Annotated in this window: 14 protein-coding genes; all 14 read right to left on the minus strand. The window is 63.0% G+C overall.

The window, feature by feature from the left end; all coding sequences use genetic code 11:
* The coding region (gene fliJ, locus HP547_RS08375; RefSeq protein WP_172286021.1) for a flagellar export protein FliJ at positions 1 to 440 on the minus strand (440 nt) is incomplete at its 3' end.
* A gap of 6 nt (positions 441 to 446) precedes the next feature.
* Positions 447 to 1,802 carry a flagellar protein export ATPase FliI gene (gene fliI / locus HP547_RS08380; RefSeq protein ID WP_172230508.1) on the minus strand — a complete coding sequence of 452 codons (1,356 nt, stop codon included), beginning with the start codon at positions 1,800 to 1,802 and terminating at the stop codon, positions 447 to 449.
* Positions 1,792 to 2,586: a flagellar assembly protein FliH gene (fliH, locus tag HP547_RS08385; RefSeq protein ID WP_172286022.1), complete on the minus strand. Its 795-nt coding sequence runs from the start codon at positions 2,584 to 2,586 to the stop codon at positions 1,792 to 1,794. The genes fliI and fliH overlap by 11 nt, the downstream gene beginning before the upstream one ends.
* 179 nt (positions 2,587 to 2,765) lie before the next feature.
* The gene (gene fliG, locus HP547_RS08390) at positions 2,766 to 3,785 is read right to left on the minus strand and encodes a flagellar motor switch protein FliG (protein ID WP_003254434.1); all 1,020 of its coding nucleotides are present in this window, start codon (positions 3,783 to 3,785) and stop codon (positions 2,766 to 2,768) included.
* Positions 3,778 to 5,556, minus strand: coding sequence for a flagellar basal-body MS-ring/collar protein FliF (gene fliF, locus HP547_RS08395; RefSeq protein ID WP_172230514.1), 1,779 nt, complete (start codon positions 5,554 to 5,556; stop codon positions 3,778 to 3,780). Before fliF ends, fliG begins: the two co-directional genes overlap by 8 nt.
* A gap of 15 nt (positions 5,557 to 5,571) precedes the next feature.
* Positions 5,572 to 5,904: a flagellar hook-basal body complex protein FliE gene (gene fliE, locus HP547_RS08400; protein WP_172223884.1), complete on the minus strand. Its 333-nt coding sequence runs from the start codon at positions 5,902 to 5,904 to the stop codon at positions 5,572 to 5,574.
* 222 nt (positions 5,905 to 6,126) lie between these two features.
* A complete protein-coding gene (locus HP547_RS08405) occupies positions 6,127 to 7,482 on the minus strand; it encodes a sigma-54 dependent transcriptional regulator (RefSeq protein WP_172223889.1) in 1,356 nt (451 codons plus the stop codon).
* On the minus strand, positions 7,482 to 8,699 hold the full coding sequence (locus tag HP547_RS08410) for a PAS domain-containing sensor histidine kinase (protein WP_172286023.1): 1,218 nt from the start codon (positions 8,697 to 8,699) through the stop codon (positions 7,482 to 7,484). The genes HP547_RS08405 and HP547_RS08410 overlap by 1 nt, the downstream gene beginning before the upstream one ends.
* A gap of 262 nt (positions 8,700 to 8,961) precedes the next feature.
* Positions 8,962 to 10,437 (minus strand): transcriptional regulator FleQ, encoded by a 1,476-nt coding sequence (fleQ, locus tag HP547_RS08415; protein ID WP_172223897.1) that lies wholly within the window; start codon positions 10,435 to 10,437, stop codon positions 8,962 to 8,964.
* A 168-nt stretch (positions 10,438 to 10,605) separates the two neighbouring features.
* The gene (locus tag HP547_RS08420; RefSeq protein WP_172223899.1) at positions 10,606 to 10,899 is read right to left on the minus strand and encodes a flagellar protein FliT; all 294 of its coding nucleotides are present in this window, start codon (positions 10,897 to 10,899) and stop codon (positions 10,606 to 10,608) included.
* Between the two features lie 16 nt (positions 10,900 to 10,915).
* A complete protein-coding gene (gene fliS, locus HP547_RS08425) occupies positions 10,916 to 11,317 on the minus strand; it encodes a flagellar export chaperone FliS (RefSeq protein ID WP_172223903.1) in 402 nt (133 codons plus the stop codon).
* 127 nt (positions 11,318 to 11,444) lie between these two features.
* Complete coding sequence (gene fliD, locus HP547_RS08430; RefSeq protein ID WP_172223908.1) at positions 11,445 to 12,833, minus strand: flagellar filament capping protein FliD; 1,389 nt, start codon at positions 12,831 to 12,833, stop codon at positions 11,445 to 11,447.
* Positions 12,834 to 12,916: 83 nt separating this feature from the next.
* Complete coding sequence (locus tag HP547_RS08435; RefSeq protein WP_172223913.1) at positions 12,917 to 13,267, minus strand: flagellar protein FlaG; 351 nt, start codon at positions 13,265 to 13,267, stop codon at positions 12,917 to 12,919.
* 76 nt (positions 13,268 to 13,343) lie between these two features.
* The gene (locus tag HP547_RS08440) at positions 13,344 to 14,789 is read right to left on the minus strand and encodes a flagellin (protein WP_172286024.1); all 1,446 of its coding nucleotides are present in this window, start codon (positions 14,787 to 14,789) and stop codon (positions 13,344 to 13,346) included.
* Between the last annotated feature and the right edge of the window lie 283 nt (positions 14,790 to 15,072).

Genomic DNA, 15,072 nt, shown 5'->3' on the forward strand with positions numbered 1-15,072 from the left:
TGCCGCGGCAGGCGCTGGGAAAGCTCGTCCAGCAAGCGCTGCTCGCGCTTGTCTTCGGCGCGCCGGGCCTCGTCCATATAGCGCTGCACCAGTTTGCGCAAACCTTCCACCCGGGCATAGGCCTGCTGCCAGGTGCCGCGGGCGTTGTTGAGGTTGTTCTGGTGCCACACCAGGCTCTGGCGCTGCTGGGTCATGGCCGTTTCCAGCTGCCCCAGGAAGCGCTGGTAATTGACCAGCCAGCTGCCATTGACGCCCTGCCCGCCGCGGTTGATCCACTGCAATTGGTAATCCTCGCGAAAACGCTCCAGTTCGGCCAGCTTGGCCTGCGCCGTGGTCACCTGCTGCTGGAAATGCCCAAGGCGCTGCGCTGCCTTGCGCTCGGCCTCCTCGGCCATGTCCACCACCGGCGCCAGGCGCGCGGCGCGCCCAGGCAGCGCCATGGCCTATCAGCCCGCCGGGGGCGAGAAGATCGCCCCCAGCTGGTCGCGGCTCTGCGCCATGCCCACGTTCTCGCGCAGGCCTTGGCGCAAGAACTCCACCAGCCTGGATTGCAAGGCAATCGCCAGGTCGGTTTCCGGGTCGCCGCCGGGCACGTAGGCGCCCACGCTGATCAGGTCGCGGCTTTGCGACAGGCGCGACCACAACTGCTTGAACTTCTGCGCCTGGCGCAAATGATCGGCATCGACCACCTGCGGCATGACCCGGCTGATCGAGGCCTCGATATCGATGGCGGGGTAATGGCCTTCCTCGGCCAGCCGGCGCGACAGCACGAAGTGGCCGTCGAGCACACCACGCGCCGAGTCGGCGATCGGGTCCTGCTGGTCGTCGCCTTCGGACAGCACGGTGTAGAACGCAGTAATCGAACCACCACCCGCCTCGCCGTTACCGGCCCGCTCCACCAGCTTGGGCAGCTTGGCGAATACCGACGGTGGGTATCCCCGGGTGGCGGGCGGCTCGCCGATGGCCAAGGCAATTTCCCGCTGGGCCTGGGCAAAGCGGGTCAAAGAGTCCATCAGCAACAGCACATTCTTGCCCTTGTCGCGGAAATATTCGGCAATACGCGTGCAGTACATGGCGGCACGCAGGCGCATCAGTGGCGCATCGTCGGCGGGCGACGCCACCACCACCGAGCGCTTGAGGCCTTCTTCACCGAGGATATGCTCGATGAATTCCTTCACCTCGCGACCGCGCTCGCCGATCAGGCCAACCACGATGATGTCGGCTTCGGTGAAGCGGGTCATCATGCCCAGCAACACCGATTTACCTACCCCGGTACCGGCGAACAGGCCCAGGCGCTGGCCACGGCCGACGGTGAGCAGGCCATTGATGCTGCGGATACCCACGTCCAGCGGCTTGCTGATGGGGTCGCGGTTGAGCGGGTTGATCACCGGGCCGTCCATCGGCACCCAGTCCTCGGCCTTCATCCCGCCTTTGCCATCCAGCGCGCGGCCGGCGCCATCGAGCACCCGGCCGAGCATGCTCATGCCCATCGGCAGCCGGCCGCCGTCATCCAGCGGCACCACCCTGGCGCCCGGGGCGATGCCGACGATGCTGCCGACCGGCATCAGGAATATCTTGGGCCCGGCAAAGCCCATGACTTCAGCCTCGACCTGCACCGGGTGGTAGCTGTCGTCGTTGATCACCAGGCAGCGGCTGCCTACGGCGGCGCGCAGCCCTTCGGCTTCCAGGGTGAGGCCGACCATACGCAACAGGCGGCCTTCGACAATGGGCTGGGTCGGCAGCTCGATGGCTTCGGCGTAGCTGCCGAGACGCTTGCCGAAAGTGGTGCGTTCAAGGCGCATCCGGGCCATCCACAGAACGCTCGAGCGGGGCATCCAGGTCTACCGCCATGTCTGGCGCGGCAGGGTGCAGGGAATGGTCGTGCAGCTGGTCGAACAGTTGTGCCACGGCCTTCTCGATGCGGGTTTCCATGCTGGCATCAATGCGGCTATGGGCCGTCTCGATGCGACAGCCGCCGGGCAGCAGCGCGCTGTCTTCGAGCAGCCGCCAGTTTTCCTCATGGCGTTCGCGCAAGGCCTTGGCCAGCTCGAAATCCTGCGGGTTGAGGTGGATGCGGATATTGTCCGCGCCCATGGGCAGCAGCTTCAGCGCTTCGCGCAGCACCTGGGTGATCTGGCTGGAGTCACTGCGCAGTTCACGGCCGATTACCTGGCGGGTCATGTGCGCCACCAGGTGCACGAGGGATTTCTCGATCTGCGTGTCCTGCTCGGCGATGGGCTCCATCAGGTTGGCCATCAGCCGCTCAAGACCGACCAGCTTCGCCTTAAGGGCCTCTTCGGCTTCCTGGCGAACCTTCAGCTGGGTGCTGTGGAAGCCCTCGCGCTCACCGGTGGCGAAACCTTCGTTGTAGGCTTCCTGGCGGATGGCCTCGAGTTCTTCCAGGGTCAGTGGCTGGACTTCTTCCAGCGGCACTTCCTCGACTTCTTCCTCGATCACCTCGGGTTCCGGCTCGGGCTCGGGTACGTACTCGGGCTCCGGGTCGAAGCTGGGCAGCCTCCACACGTCCACGCCTTCGAGGTCGCGGGCGCGGATCAGGTCGCTGGGGTGATGTTCTTTGGTGGACATGTTTTCAGATACTCAAAAGCCAGCAGCAACCAACGCGCCCCCTGTAGGAGCGGCCTTGTGTCGCGAAAGGGCTGCGGAGCAGCCCCAGATTTCAGCTTCGCAGTAGCTATAGTCGGGGCTGCTTCGCAGCCCTTTCGCGACACAAGGCCGCTCCTACAGGGACCGCGTCGCCCTCTGGATCAGATCATTTCCTCGGCGCCTTTGCCGCCGAGCACGATCTCGCCGGCCTCGGCCATGCGGCGGGCGATGGTGAGGATTTCCTTCTGCGCCGTTTCCACGTCGCTGACCCGTACCGGCCCCTTGGCCTCCAGGTCGTCGCGCAGCAGCTCCGAGGCACGCTTGGACATGTTCTTGAAGATCTTGTCCTTGACCCGCTCGTCGGCGCCCTTGAGCGACACCACCAGCACGTCGGACGACACTTCGCGCAGCAGTGCCTGGATACCGCGGTCGTCGACATCGGCCAGGTTGTTGAAGACGAACATCAGGTCTTCGATCTGCTCCGACAGGTCGCTGTCGATTTCGCGGATCGCGTCCATCAGTGCACCTTCCACCGAACTGTCGAGGAAGTTCATGATGTCGGCGGCGCGCTTGATGCCGCCCAGGGTGGTGCGCGCAGCGTTGGAGTTGCCCGAGAACTGCTTCTCGAGGATCTGGTTCAGCTCTTTCAATGCCGCCGGCTGCACGGTGTTCAGCGACGACACGCGCAAGACGATGTCCAGGCGCACCTTGTGGTCGAAATTGCTCAGCACTTCACCGGCCTGGTCGGGGTCCAGGTAGGCCACCACGATGGCCTGGATCTGCGGGTGCTCGTAGCGGATCACGTCGGCCACGGCGCGTGGCTCCATCCACTTCAGGCTGTCCAGGCCGCTGGTGTTGCCGCCCAGCAGGATGCGGTCGACCAGGCCGTTAGCCTTGTCTTCGCCCAGCGCCTGGTTGAGCATCTTGCGGATGTAGGCATCCGAGCCCACCCCCAGGCTGGTCTGGTCGCCGACGATGTCGACGAACTCGCTCATCACCTGCTCGACCTGGTCACGGTGCACATTGCCCATCTGCGCCATGGCCACGCCCACCCGCTGCACTTCCTTGGGGCCCATGTGCCGCAGCACCTGGGCGGCATCGGTCTCGCCCAGCGAGAGCAGAAGGATCGCCGCTTTGTCGACGCGGCTCAGCTTGGCGGTAACGGCTCGGTTATCACTCATCGGCGTTGATCCAGTCTTTCACGACCTGGGCAACACGGCCCGGGTCTTCGGCCACCAGGCCTTTGATTGCGTTGAGCTGTGCCTCGTAACCCTCGCTCGGGCTAGGCAGCAGAATGCTTGTCGGGCCACCCAGGCTGACGCGATCGTTGGCCAGTTCGCCATCGAGCCCCATCATGCCGCCCAGCTCCATGTCGCTATCCGGGGCAGCCTGCTTGCCGCCCCCTGTGATGTTGTTAAGCACCGGCCGCAGCACGCCGAACACCAGCACCAGGATGAACACCACGCCCAGCACCTGCTTGACGATGTCCCAGAACCACGGCTGCTGGTAGAAGGCGATCTCGGCGATTTCTTCGCCACGGTCGACGGCGAACGGCACGTTGATCACCGTCACGCTGTCGCCCCGGCTGGCGTCGAAGCCGACAGCGTCCTGCACCAGGCGGGTAAAGCGTGCCAGGTCCTCGGCAGCCCACGGCGCACGGGTGGTGTCGCCAGTAGCCGGGTCGATCTTGACCTGGTCGTCCACCACCACCGCCACCGACAGGCGGGTCATGCGCCCCTGCTGCTGGCGGGTGTGGCTGATGGAACGGTCCAGCTCGAAGTTTCTGGTGCTTTGCTGGCGCTTGTCCGCAGGGTACGGCGCGAGCATCGGCTGGCCGGTGGCCGGGTCCATGATCTGCTGGCCGTTGGCATCCACCAGCGGCTGGCCTGGCTGAATGGCGGCGGCCGGGGTGGCCGCGCCACCGGTGGTCTGCGGGGCCGAGGCAGCGCCGGGCGGCTGGTTGCTCAGCGCGCCGGGCACGCCCTGCGGGCCTTGGCTGCTGGCGCGCTGCTCGTCCACCGACTGCTCGCTGCGCAACGCCGGCTGGTCGGGGTTGAACTGCTCGGCAGTCGATTCGACAGCGCTGAAGTCCAGGTCGGCAGACACTTCGGCCTTGTAGCGATCATTGCCCAGTACCGGCTGCAGGATATTGCGCACGCGCTGGGTCAGCATGCTTTCCATGCGGCGGCTGTAGTCGTACTGCTTGCCGGCCTCGGTCAGGGCCGAATCCTGCAACTGCTCGGACAGCAAGGTGCCCTTCTGGTCGACCACGGTGACCTGTGACTTGTCCAGCTCCGGCACGCTGGTGGCGACCAGGTTGACGATGGCCATCACCTGCCCGGCTTCCAGGGCACGGCCCGGGTACAGCTCGACCAGTACCGAGGCGCTGGGCTTGCGTTCGTCACGCACGAACACCGAGCTTTTCGGGATGGCCAGGTGCACGCGGGCAGCCTTGACGTTGTTCAGGCTGGACACGGTGCGCGCCAGTTCGCCTTCCAGGCTGCGACGGTAGCGGGTGGCTTCCATGAACTGGCTGGTGCCCAGGCCCTGCTCCTTGTCGAGCAGTTCGAAACCGACATTGCCGTCGCTCGGCGCCACGCCGGCGGCAGCCAGTTTCAGGCGCGCACGGGAGAGGTCGTCGGCCTTGACCAGCAGCGCGCCGGAATTGGGTTCAACGTTGTAGGGGATGTCGGCAGCGGCCAGGGTGTCCATGACCTGCTTGGTGTCCATGCCCGACAAGCTGCCGTACAGCGGCCGGTAGTCGGGTTGTTGCGACCACAGCACCACGGCAAAGCCGATCGCCACGCTGGCGGCCAGGCCGACCATGAGGCCGACCTGACGCAGCATGGGCATCTTCGCGATGTTTTCCAGGGACGCCATGCCGAACAGCGGCGGCTTGGCCGCCGGCGAGCCGGTTTTGGCAGGGGCGTTGTCGACGACTGCTTCAGCCATGGGTTACGTCCGTCCTCAAACCGGCATCTGCATGATGTCCTGGTACGCCTGGACCAGCTTGTTGCGCACCTGGGTCATGGCCTGCATCGATACGCTGGCCTTTTGCGAAGCGATCATCACGTCGGTCAGGTCGACGCCGCTCTTGCCGATCTCGAAGGCGTTGGCCAGCTGGGTCGAGGCCTGCTGCGTCTCATGCACCTTGCCGATGGCCTGGCCCAGCATGTCTGCAAAGCTGCTCTGCCCTGGCGCCAGTTCGGGCGCGGCAGTGACTTTTGGCAGCGACATGGCATCGGCCTGCATGGCCCGCATGTCCAGCATCAGACGATTGAATTCAACACCTTGGCTCATGACCTTCTCTCTCCTGCGGCCGCATTTTTTTGACACTCATGCGGCGGATAGCCTACGTAAAGCAACAAAGGTGCCAGCCTTGAATGCCAGTTTATCAGGGCCGCTTCGCGCCCCATCGCCGGCATGCCGGGCTCCCACAGGTAAAGTGCAGGCTTCAAGCCAATGCGGTCTCTGTGGGAGCTGGCTTGCCGGCGATGGGCTGCGCAGCAGCCCCTTCGATCTTCAGCCGAACAGGCTGGCCTCGACGTCAAACCCGGCATCACGCATCTGAGCCAGCTTGTAACGCAGGGTGCGCGGGCTGATGCCGAGGCGTTCGGCCGCCTCTTTGCGGCGGCCGCGCTCGGCGCGCAGGGTGTCGATGATCATCTGGTACTCGTGGCGACGCATGTCATCACCCAGCCCGCTGGCTTGCGCAACCACCTCAAGGGATGGCTCGGTGCCGGCCGACAATGGAATGGCGCCTGCCAGACAGAAATCCGCCGCCTCGATCACCCCACCCTGCTGCAGGATCAGCGCCCGCTGCAGGGCGTTGTCCAGCTCCCGCACGTTGCCCGGCCACGCATACGCCTGCAGGCACGCGCGGGCCTGCGGCGACAGGCGCACGGGAGCATGCTTCATCTTGGCCGCATGCCGCGCCAGCAGGCGTTCGGCGAGCTGCAGAATGTCGCCTGGGCGCTCGCGCAGCGGCTGCCAGGCCAGGGGGAACACTGACAGGCGATAGTAAAGATCCTCACGGAAACGCCCGGCTGTCACTTCACCGAACAGGTCACGGTTGGTGGTGGCCAGCACCCGAATATCGAGGCTGATTGGCTTACGCCCGCCTACCCGCTCCACCTCGCGCTCCTGCAACACGCGCAGCAGCTTGGCCTGCAAGGCCATGGGCATTTCCGAAATCTCGTCGAGCAGCAAGGTGCCGCCTTCGGCCTGCTCGAACTTGCCCGCCTGCGCGGCAATGGCACCAGTGAAGGCGCCCTTCTCGTGGCCGAACAGCGTGGCCTCGAGCATGTTGTCGGGGATGGCCGCGCAGTTGATCGCCACAAAGGGCTGCGCTGCCCGTGGCGACTGCTGGTGAATGTAGCGCGCCAGCACTTCCTTGCCGGTCCCGGACTCACCGGAAATCAGCACGGTGGAGTCACTGCGCGCCACCCGGGCGGCCAGCTCCAGCAACTGGCGACTGGCCGGCTCGCAGGCCACCGGGCCTTCGTCGTTCGCCACCCGCCCGGCAGCATGTCGCTCGACCAGGCTGAGCAGCGCCCTGGGCTCGAACGGTTTGACCAGGTAGTCGGCGGCGCCTTGGCGCATGGCCTCGACGGCTCGCTCGACCGCGGCGTGCGCGGTCATCAGCAGCACCGGCAACTGTGGTTGCTGGCGGCGCAGCTGGGCCAGCAGCTGGTGCCCGTCCATGCCGGGCATGTTCACATCACTGACCACCAGGCTGAAGGCTTCTTCCAGCACCGCCTCCAGCGCTTCTTCGGCACTGCCCACCGCCTGGTAGGCGAAACCGCCGATTTCCAGGGTGTCGCCCAGCGCCTGGCGCAATACGCGGTCGTCCTCGACCAGCAGCACCTTGATTGGCATTACACGCCCTCCGACGGTTGCCCGTCGATCAACGGCAGCTCGACCCGTACACAGGTGCCGCGGCCCACTTTCGAGCGCAGGCACAGCGTGCCCTGGTGCGCCCGCACGACTGCCTTGACCACCGCCAGGCCCAGACCGGTGCCGGTGGCCTTGGTGGTGAGGAACGGCTCACCCAGGCGGCCGAGCAGATCGGCGTCGATGCCACAGCCCGCGTCGCTGATGCACAAATGCAAGGTGTGCTCGCGGCGGAACAGGTGCACCTTCAGCCGCGCCGGGCCATCGCTGGCTTGCAAGGCATTCTCGATCAGGTTGAGCAAGGCACCGACCAAGGTGTCGCGGTTGCACAGCAGCTCGCCAAGGTGGCTGTCACACTGCCAGCGCACGGCGTGCCCTTGCACATGCGCCTGGGCGGCTTGCTGCAAGGCCTGGAACAGGCCTTTGGGGGTAATTCGGTCACCCAGCGGCAGCTCGCCACGGGCGAACACCAGCATGTCACGCACCTGGTGCTCCAGCTCGTGCAGGCGCTCCTTCAGAGTGCCGGCGAAGCGTTGGCGGGTTTCCGCGCTCAGGGCCTGCTCGGGATCGGCCAGGTGACTGGCGTACAGCATGGCTGCCGACAGCGGTGTACGGATCTGATGGGCCAGCGAGGCGACCATGCGCCCCAGTGACGACAGCCGCTCGTGGCGGGCCAGCTGGTCTTGCAGGCGCCGGGTTTCAGTCAGGTCGTTGAGCAGCACCAGCTGACCGGGTTCGGCGTCCAGCGAGCGGGTGGCGATGGACAGCCGGCGGCCGTCGCGCAGCGAGACTTCGTGGCCGTCGTCCTTGCGCGGGGCGAAGCTGCGGGCGATCACCTGGCGCCACAGCTGGCCGATCAGCGGCTCGCCGAGCAAGTCGCAGGCGGCCGGGTTGGCTTCGCGCACCAGGCCCTGGCCATCGATCACGATCACCCCACCGGGCAGCAGGTCCAGCAGGTTTTGCAGGCGGTTGGCCAGGCGTTCCTTTTCGTTGAGCTCGGCGATGCGCTGGGCGCTGACCACGGCCAGCTCCCCCTTGAGCTCACTGACCCGGGCTTCGAGCAGGCTGTAGGACTGGCTGAGCTGGCTGGACACCTGGTTGAACAGGGCGAAGGCATGCTCGATGCCCGGGCGGCTGTCCGGCTCGACCGGGGTTTGCCCCTGCGGATCGGGGGCTCGGGATAGGTGGGCGGCCTGGGGCATCGTGCTCTCTCGCGTGGCTGACCGTCATAAAAACGGTGTGTTGCCAGCGGTGTAGCAATAGCCGTGCCGGGGATGGGGATTTGGCTGGACTGTGCCGGCCTCTTCGCGGGTGAACCCGCTCCCACAGGATCAGCGCGGGGTTCGAGACTTGTGCAGTGCCTGTGCTGGTCTCTTCGCGGGAGAACCCGCTCCTACAGGCCTGCGCGGTACCTGTGGGAGCGGGTTCACCCGCGAAAGGGCCCGCACAGGCGTGCGCCGGACTTCAATCCTCGGCCTGCTCCTCGCCACCCTGGCGGCTCATGCCGTACTTGCGCATTTTCTCGACCAAGGTGGTACGGCGAATGCGCAAACGCTCAGCCGCGCGCGCAACAATACCGTTGGCATCGTCCAGCGCCTGCTGGATCAACCCCTGTTCCAGGCTGCCAAGGTAATCTTTCAGGTCCAGGCCTTCAGGCGGCAGCATGGCGTGGTTGCTGAAGCTTGGCGCATGGCCATTGATCGCCACACGCTCTTCCAGGTCACTGCGCAGGCTGTCGACCATCTGCTCGTCTTCATCATCGACGTAACGGAATTTCTTCGGCAGCTCGGACACGCCGATCACCCCGTACGGGTGCATGATCGCCATGCGCTCGACCAGGTTGGCCAGCTCACGCACGTTGCCCGGCCAGCCATGACGGCACAGCGACATGATCGAGGCCGAGTTGAAGCGGATGGAGCCGCGCTTCTCGTGCTCCATGCGCGAGATCAGCTCGTTCATCAGCAACGGGATGTCTTCGACCCGCTCGCGCAACGGGGCCATCTCGATCGGGAATACGTTAAGGCGGTAATACAGGTCTTCGCGGAAGGTGCCGTCCTCGATCATGTTCTCGAGGTTTTTGTGGGTCGCGGCAATGATGCGTACGTCAATGCTCTGGGTCTTGTTGCTGCCCACGCGCTCGAACGTGCGCTCCTGCAGCACACGCAGCAGCTTGACCTGCATCGGCAGCGGCATGTCGCCGATTTCGTCAAGGAACAGGGTACCGCCGTTGGCCAGTTCGAAACGCCCGGCACGGCTGGTGATCGCCCCGGTAAAGGCGCCCTTCTCGTGGCCGAACAGTTCGCTTTCCAGCAGCTCGGCCGGGATCGCGCCACAGTTCACCGGCACAAACGGCGCTTCGCGGCGCTTGGAGTGGTAGTGCAGGTTGCGCGCCACCACTTCCTTGCCGGTGCCGGATTCGCCCAGGATCAGCACGCTGGCATCGGTATCGGCCACTTGCTGCATCATCTGCCGCACATGCTGGATGGCACGACTGGTGCCGACCAGGCTGCGGAACAGGTTGGGCTCGCGCTGGCGGCCGCGCTCACGCGCCTGGTCGTACATCTCGCGATAGACCTGGGCACGGTGCAGCGAATCCAGCAGTTGGCTGTAGCTGGGCGGCATTTCCAGATTGGACAGGACCCGACGGCGAAGCTCTTCCGGCAGCTCGGCCGAAGAAATTTCACCCAAAAGCAGAACCGGAAGGAACTCATCCCACCCGGCCACTGTCTTAACGAGCCCCAGGAGATTGCCCGGAGCATTCACGGTGCCAACGAGCACGCACAAAATCTCGCGACTCGAGGACAGCGGCTCGACCGCTTGCAGCCAATCCTGGCTTGAGCAAGCGAGGTTTTCTTCGCCGAGGAAATTCAGCACCACCGCCAGGTCGCGGCGGCGGGCGCTGTCGTCGTCGATCAGCAGAATCTTGGTTTCACGCCACATGCAATAGCAACTTCCCTAGTCATATCGGCGCCCTGCAGGGGCATGCTCGACATCATTCCGACTGAATGGTCAGTGTTCGGACGTCTGAAATTCGAGAACAGCCACTAGTAAAGTCAAAAAGGGCCATACAGTCAAATTTATGGCGCCTTTTGTTAAGTTGTGCGCATCTTAACTGAAGAGATGGTAAACCTTCGAAGCATTTTTCGCCTGATTGATCTGCATCATCTCTTGCGCAATTGCCTGGCGCTCACCGGTTGTCACGTCGATCAGGTTGCGGTAGACCTCCAGCACCCCTTCCAGCTTCTCGCGCAGCAACGCCTGGTCCATCGCGTGGGTTTCCAGCACCTCGTCGATGCAGGTGCGGCAAGCCACATCCAGCTGGGCAATGGCATCCCAGTCTCGCTCGCTCAAGGCGCCGACCAGGGCATCACAGGTGTCATCGAGGCGTTGCAGTGCGGTCACGGTATTCTCCTTGCCGTCAGCTGGCAGGTTGGGCGTCGGCGATGCCGTCCCAGCCGGTTTTTACGGTGATCAGTAGCTGGGCAACTTCGTCGATCATGCTGGCATCGTTTTCGACGTTGGCCTGCATCAGGCGGTTGGTCATGTACACATACAGCGCGTCGAGCTTTTCGACGTACTCGGGGTTTTCGCTTTTTTCCGGCTGCAGGCCGTCGCGCAGGCCGATGATGATGTCGATGGCCTTGCCCAGCATCAGGCCCTTTTCCGCGATATCACCGCGCGCCATTGCACCCTTGGCCTGGGCCATGCGATCGAGGCCGCCTTCCATCAGCATCTGCACCAGGCGGTGCGGCGTGGCTTCGGAAATCTGGGCATGGGAATTGACCTTCTGGTACTGACGAAGGGCTCTCATGGGATTCATCTTGCGACCTCGTGGCGGGCAGGCTTGTTGGGGTGATATTCCCTGTATCGGGCAGCTGGCGAAAAACTTTACCGGCCGATGACATGAAGCCGGGCATCATGCCCGGACTTCACGTGATGTTCACGGCTTAATCGTCGCTGTTCGACTTGTTCAGTGCGTTGAGCGTGCTCAATACCGAGTTCTGTTGCTGGCGCAGCTGAGTGACTAGGGTGTCCATGTTGTTGTACTTGTCCTGCAGGCTTTTTTGCAGGGCTTCCATACGGGCGTCCAGGGTGTCCTGCTCGGTCTTGAGCTTGGTCAGGCTTTCGCTGAGGACCTTGGAGCGCTCGGCAAGGGTACCGGTAGCGGCCTTGGCAAATGGCTCGGTGACTTTTTGCAGACGCGCCAACAGGCCGTCCTTGCCATTGAAGATACTGGTAAGGTCCGCCGCGTTGGTGGTGGCGGCCTTGTCCCACTTCTTGTCGTCCAGGCTTAACGCACCGCCATCCTGGGCAGAAGTGACGCCAAAGGCGGCAAGCGATTTCAAGGTACCGTTGCCCGACACCGCATTGAGCTCTTCACGAATGGAAGTCATCAGCGTGCGCATCGTGGCATCGCCGGTCAGCGCCGCAGCCGTCATGGTGCCATCGGGATTCTTGGTAACCTTGGTTTCTGCGTTCATCACAGTCAACAAGGCGTTGTAGGTATCGATGAAACCCTTGAGGCCCGATTTCAAGGTGGTGGTGCTGGTAGTCAGCGAGAGAATGGTGGCTGTCTTTTCACCACTCGTAGCGCTTGTCGGCGAAGTGCCCACCAACTTGATATTGAGCCCACTGACGGCATCATTGATGTCGTTGGTCTTGGACTTCATGGCGATACCGTCGAGCGTATATTCAGCGTCGGTAGGCTCGTCGACAACGGTATAACCGGTGTCGATGCCCGAATTGCCCGAAAGGGTAATGTCCGAACCCTCACCCATCTTGGTCGAGGTGACAATCAGGCGCGACCCATTGGCATCCGTCAGCACGTTGGCACTGAGGCCAGCCACACCAAACTGGCTGTTGATGCTGTCGCGCACCTGCTGCAATGTGGCACCAGCGGGAACGCTCAGGTCGAAGGCCTTGCCACCCTGGGTCATCGTCAGGGTGGTGGGCGTGGTACCGCCATTGACTACCGAGCCCGCACCGTTGGCATAGACCTTGGTCGAAACCTTGGAGGCGGTCGCCAATTTGTCGACAATCAACTTGAACGAACCGTTGGCCGCCCCGGTGCCCATGGTGACGGTCGCAACCTTCTCATCCGAGGACTTCAGGCTCAGGCCGCCGAAGCTGTTGCTGTCTGTCATCGTGGTCAACGCACCACGGAAGGCATCCAGGGCCGCCTGGATCTTGCCGATAGAGGACAACGTGGTGGTTGCCTTCAGCGTTTGGGTATTGATCTGCGCCTGCTTCGGCGCTTTCTGCGCGGCCACCAGGGATTCGACAATCGCCTGGGTATCAATGCCCGAGCCAATACCGCTGACTGTTGTACCTGCCATCATTGCTCTCCTTGTTCAGTAGCTGCCGGATCCTTGGCGGATAAATCCATCAAAGGGCCGAGAGCAACAAAAATCATGCCAGCCTACGCCTGATCATCGAACAGCAGGCTGCTGGCCTCACTGAGGCTTTCCGCCAACTTCAGCGCAAGTTCCGACGGAAGCTGCCGGATTACCTCACCGGACTGGGTGGCTATTACCTTGACCACGACCCGACCGGAGGCATCATCAATGGAAAAGTCCAGCTGACGCTGGCTCGACTGAACGAAATCACGAATTTCGCCAACCGCTTTTTCCAGGTCTTCGCGCGAATGCGGCTTGTTATCGGGGGCTGCGGCCTCCTGCACCTTGGCAGGCAATGGCTGATCGCGATCAGCGACTGGCGCTTGGGGTAGCACTGTCGGATACACCTGGCTCAGCTTGACACTCATGTCCATGTTTCGAACTCCTCATGTCAAAAAAGGTGAAAGGGCACGTAAACGCGCCCTTTCACCTTTTACTCAGGCGCCTGAATTACTGAAGCAGTTTCAGGACCGAAGATGGCAGCTGGTTAGCCTGCGACAGGATCGCGGTCGAAGCCTGTTGCAGGGTCTGCTGCTTGGTCAGCTCGGCAGTTTCCGAAGCGAAGTCAACGTCTTGCACGGTGGAGCGGGCAGCGGTGGAGTTCTTCTGGATGTTCTGCAGGTTGTCGACGGTGGTTTGCAGGCGGTTCTGGGTAGCACCCAGGCCCGAACGGACGCTGTCGATCGAGCCGATGGCTTTGTCGATAACGGCCAGAGCGTTCTGAGCGTAGGTAGCGTCGGTCACGTTGGTTTCGGCGATCGAGGTCTTGGCCGAAGTAGCTGCGGTAACACCAGTACCTGCGAACAGGTCTTCAACACCAGCGCCGGTCAGCGAGTAGCCTTTAGCGGAGTCCAGGTTGACTGCACCCGTGACAATCAGGGTAGCCGCATCCAGTGCAGCTGCAGTGCCGAGCTTACCGGAAGCGTCTTTGGAAGCAACCTCGATACCGGCAACGGCACCTGGATCGGCTGCGGTGAATTTCAGGTTTTCACCGGTGTCGGACTTGACCGACAGGGTGCCCTTGGTTTCGTCGTAGTTGACGCTGATACCCAGCTTGGCAGCGTTGGACTTCAGCTGGTCGGCAAGACCGGCGGTGTCGGTGACACCAACGAAGTCAACAGTCTGACCACCGACCTCCAGCTTGAAGTTGGCAGAGGCAGGGGTAGCAGCAGCGATTGCAGCTTCATCGATGGTGAATTCGACTTCAGTGCTTGCGGTAGCGGTCAAGCCGCCAACTGCGCCATTCAGGGTCTTGGCGATTTCCTTGGCCGAAGCACCTGCCTTGATGTTTACATCACTGCTCTGACCGTTACCGGTAACAGTGATATCACCGCCGGCGACGCCAGTGTCGCTAGGCGTGATGCCCACGCTCTTGATTTGCTGCGAACCAATGCTCTTGGCCGAAACGTTGTCCAGCGTCAGGTTGATGGTTTCGTTGGCGTTTGCACCAACCTGAATGGCCTTGGTGCCGTACGAACCGTCCAGCAGCTTCTGGCCACCGAAGGTGGTGGTGTCGGAAATACGGTTCAGCTCAGCGGTCAGAGCCTGGTATTCGTCGTTGTTCGACTTACGGTCGTCGGCGCTCAGGGAGCCAGTAGCCGAGGACAGGGCCAGGGTACGCATTTTCTGCAGGATGTCGGTCGAAGCCTGCATCGCGCCTTCGGCGGTCTGGGCGATCGAGATACCGTCGTTGGCGTTCTTCACTGCCTGACCCAGGCCGTTGATCTGGCTGGTCAGACGGTTGGCGATTTGCAGGCCGGCAGCGTCGTCTTTGGCGCTGTTGATACGCAGACCCGAGGACAGACGCTGCATCGAAGTGGTTTGAGCGTTGCTGGCCTTGGTCAGGTTGCCCTGGGTGGTGATCGACGCAATGTTGGTGTTTACAGTTAAAGCCATGACGAAATCCTCGTTGGATGGGTACTGCGGCTTCCGGCCTTGGCAACCGCCGGATTGGCCTAGAGAACCTTCGTAATAGTTATCGTCGGGTGCGCGGGTTGCTTGAGGGCTTTTTCGAAAAAAAATGCTGGCGCGAGGCCAGCCCTGAGAAATCAAGGGGTTAAGGGCGGTTTATTGGCGTCAAAAACCGTTCAAGCCGAAACTGAAGGCCCCCTTCTCTGTGGGAGCGGGTTCACCCGCGAAGAAGGCAACGCGGTGGATGGCACCGGCCTAGCCGGTGTTC

This window comes from Pseudomonas sp. CM27 (assembly GCF_013179515.1).
Taxonomy (GTDB): domain Bacteria; phylum Pseudomonadota; class Gammaproteobacteria; order Pseudomonadales; family Pseudomonadaceae; genus Aquipseudomonas.

Excerpts from the sequence above, each read along its gene's own strand:
- fliI (WP_172230508.1), bottom strand. The coding sequence starts at position 1,802 with ATGCGCCTTGAACGCACCACTTTCGGCAAGCGTCTCGGCAGCTACGCC.
- fliH (WP_172286022.1), bottom strand. The coding sequence starts at position 2,586 with ATGTCCACCAAAGAACATCACCCCAGCGACCTGATCCGCGCCCGCGAC.
- fliG (WP_003254434.1), bottom strand. The coding sequence starts at position 3,785 with ATGAGTGATAACCGAGCCGTTACCGCCAAGCTGAGCCGCGTCGACAAA.
- fliF (WP_172230514.1), bottom strand. The coding sequence starts at position 5,556 with ATGGCTGAAGCAGTCGTCGACAACGCCCCTGCCAAAACCGGCTCGCCG.
- fliE (WP_172223884.1), bottom strand. The coding sequence starts at position 5,904 with ATGAGCCAAGGTGTTGAATTCAATCGTCTGATGCTGGACATGCGGGCC.
- HP547_RS08405 (WP_172223889.1), bottom strand. The coding sequence starts at position 7,482 with ATGCCAATCAAGGTGCTGCTGGTCGAGGACGACCGCGTATTGCGCCAG.
- HP547_RS08410 (WP_172286023.1), bottom strand. The coding sequence starts at position 8,699 with ATGCCCCAGGCCGCCCACCTATCCCGAGCCCCCGATCCGCAGGGGCAA.
- fleQ (WP_172223897.1), bottom strand. The coding sequence starts at position 10,437 with ATGTGGCGTGAAACCAAGATTCTGCTGATCGACGACGACAGCGCCCGC.
- fliS (WP_172223903.1), bottom strand. The coding sequence starts at position 11,317 with ATGAATCCCATGAGAGCCCTTCGTCAGTACCAGAAGGTCAATTCCCAT.
- fliD (WP_172223908.1), bottom strand. The coding sequence starts at position 12,833 with ATGGCAGGTACAACAGTCAGCGGTATTGGCTCGGGCATTGATACCCAG.
- HP547_RS08435 (WP_172223913.1), bottom strand. The coding sequence starts at position 13,267 with ATGGACATGAGTGTCAAGCTGAGCCAGGTGTATCCGACAGTGCTACCC.
- HP547_RS08440 (WP_172286024.1), bottom strand. The coding sequence starts at position 14,789 with ATGGCTTTAACTGTAAACACCAACATTGCGTCGATCACCACCCAGGGC.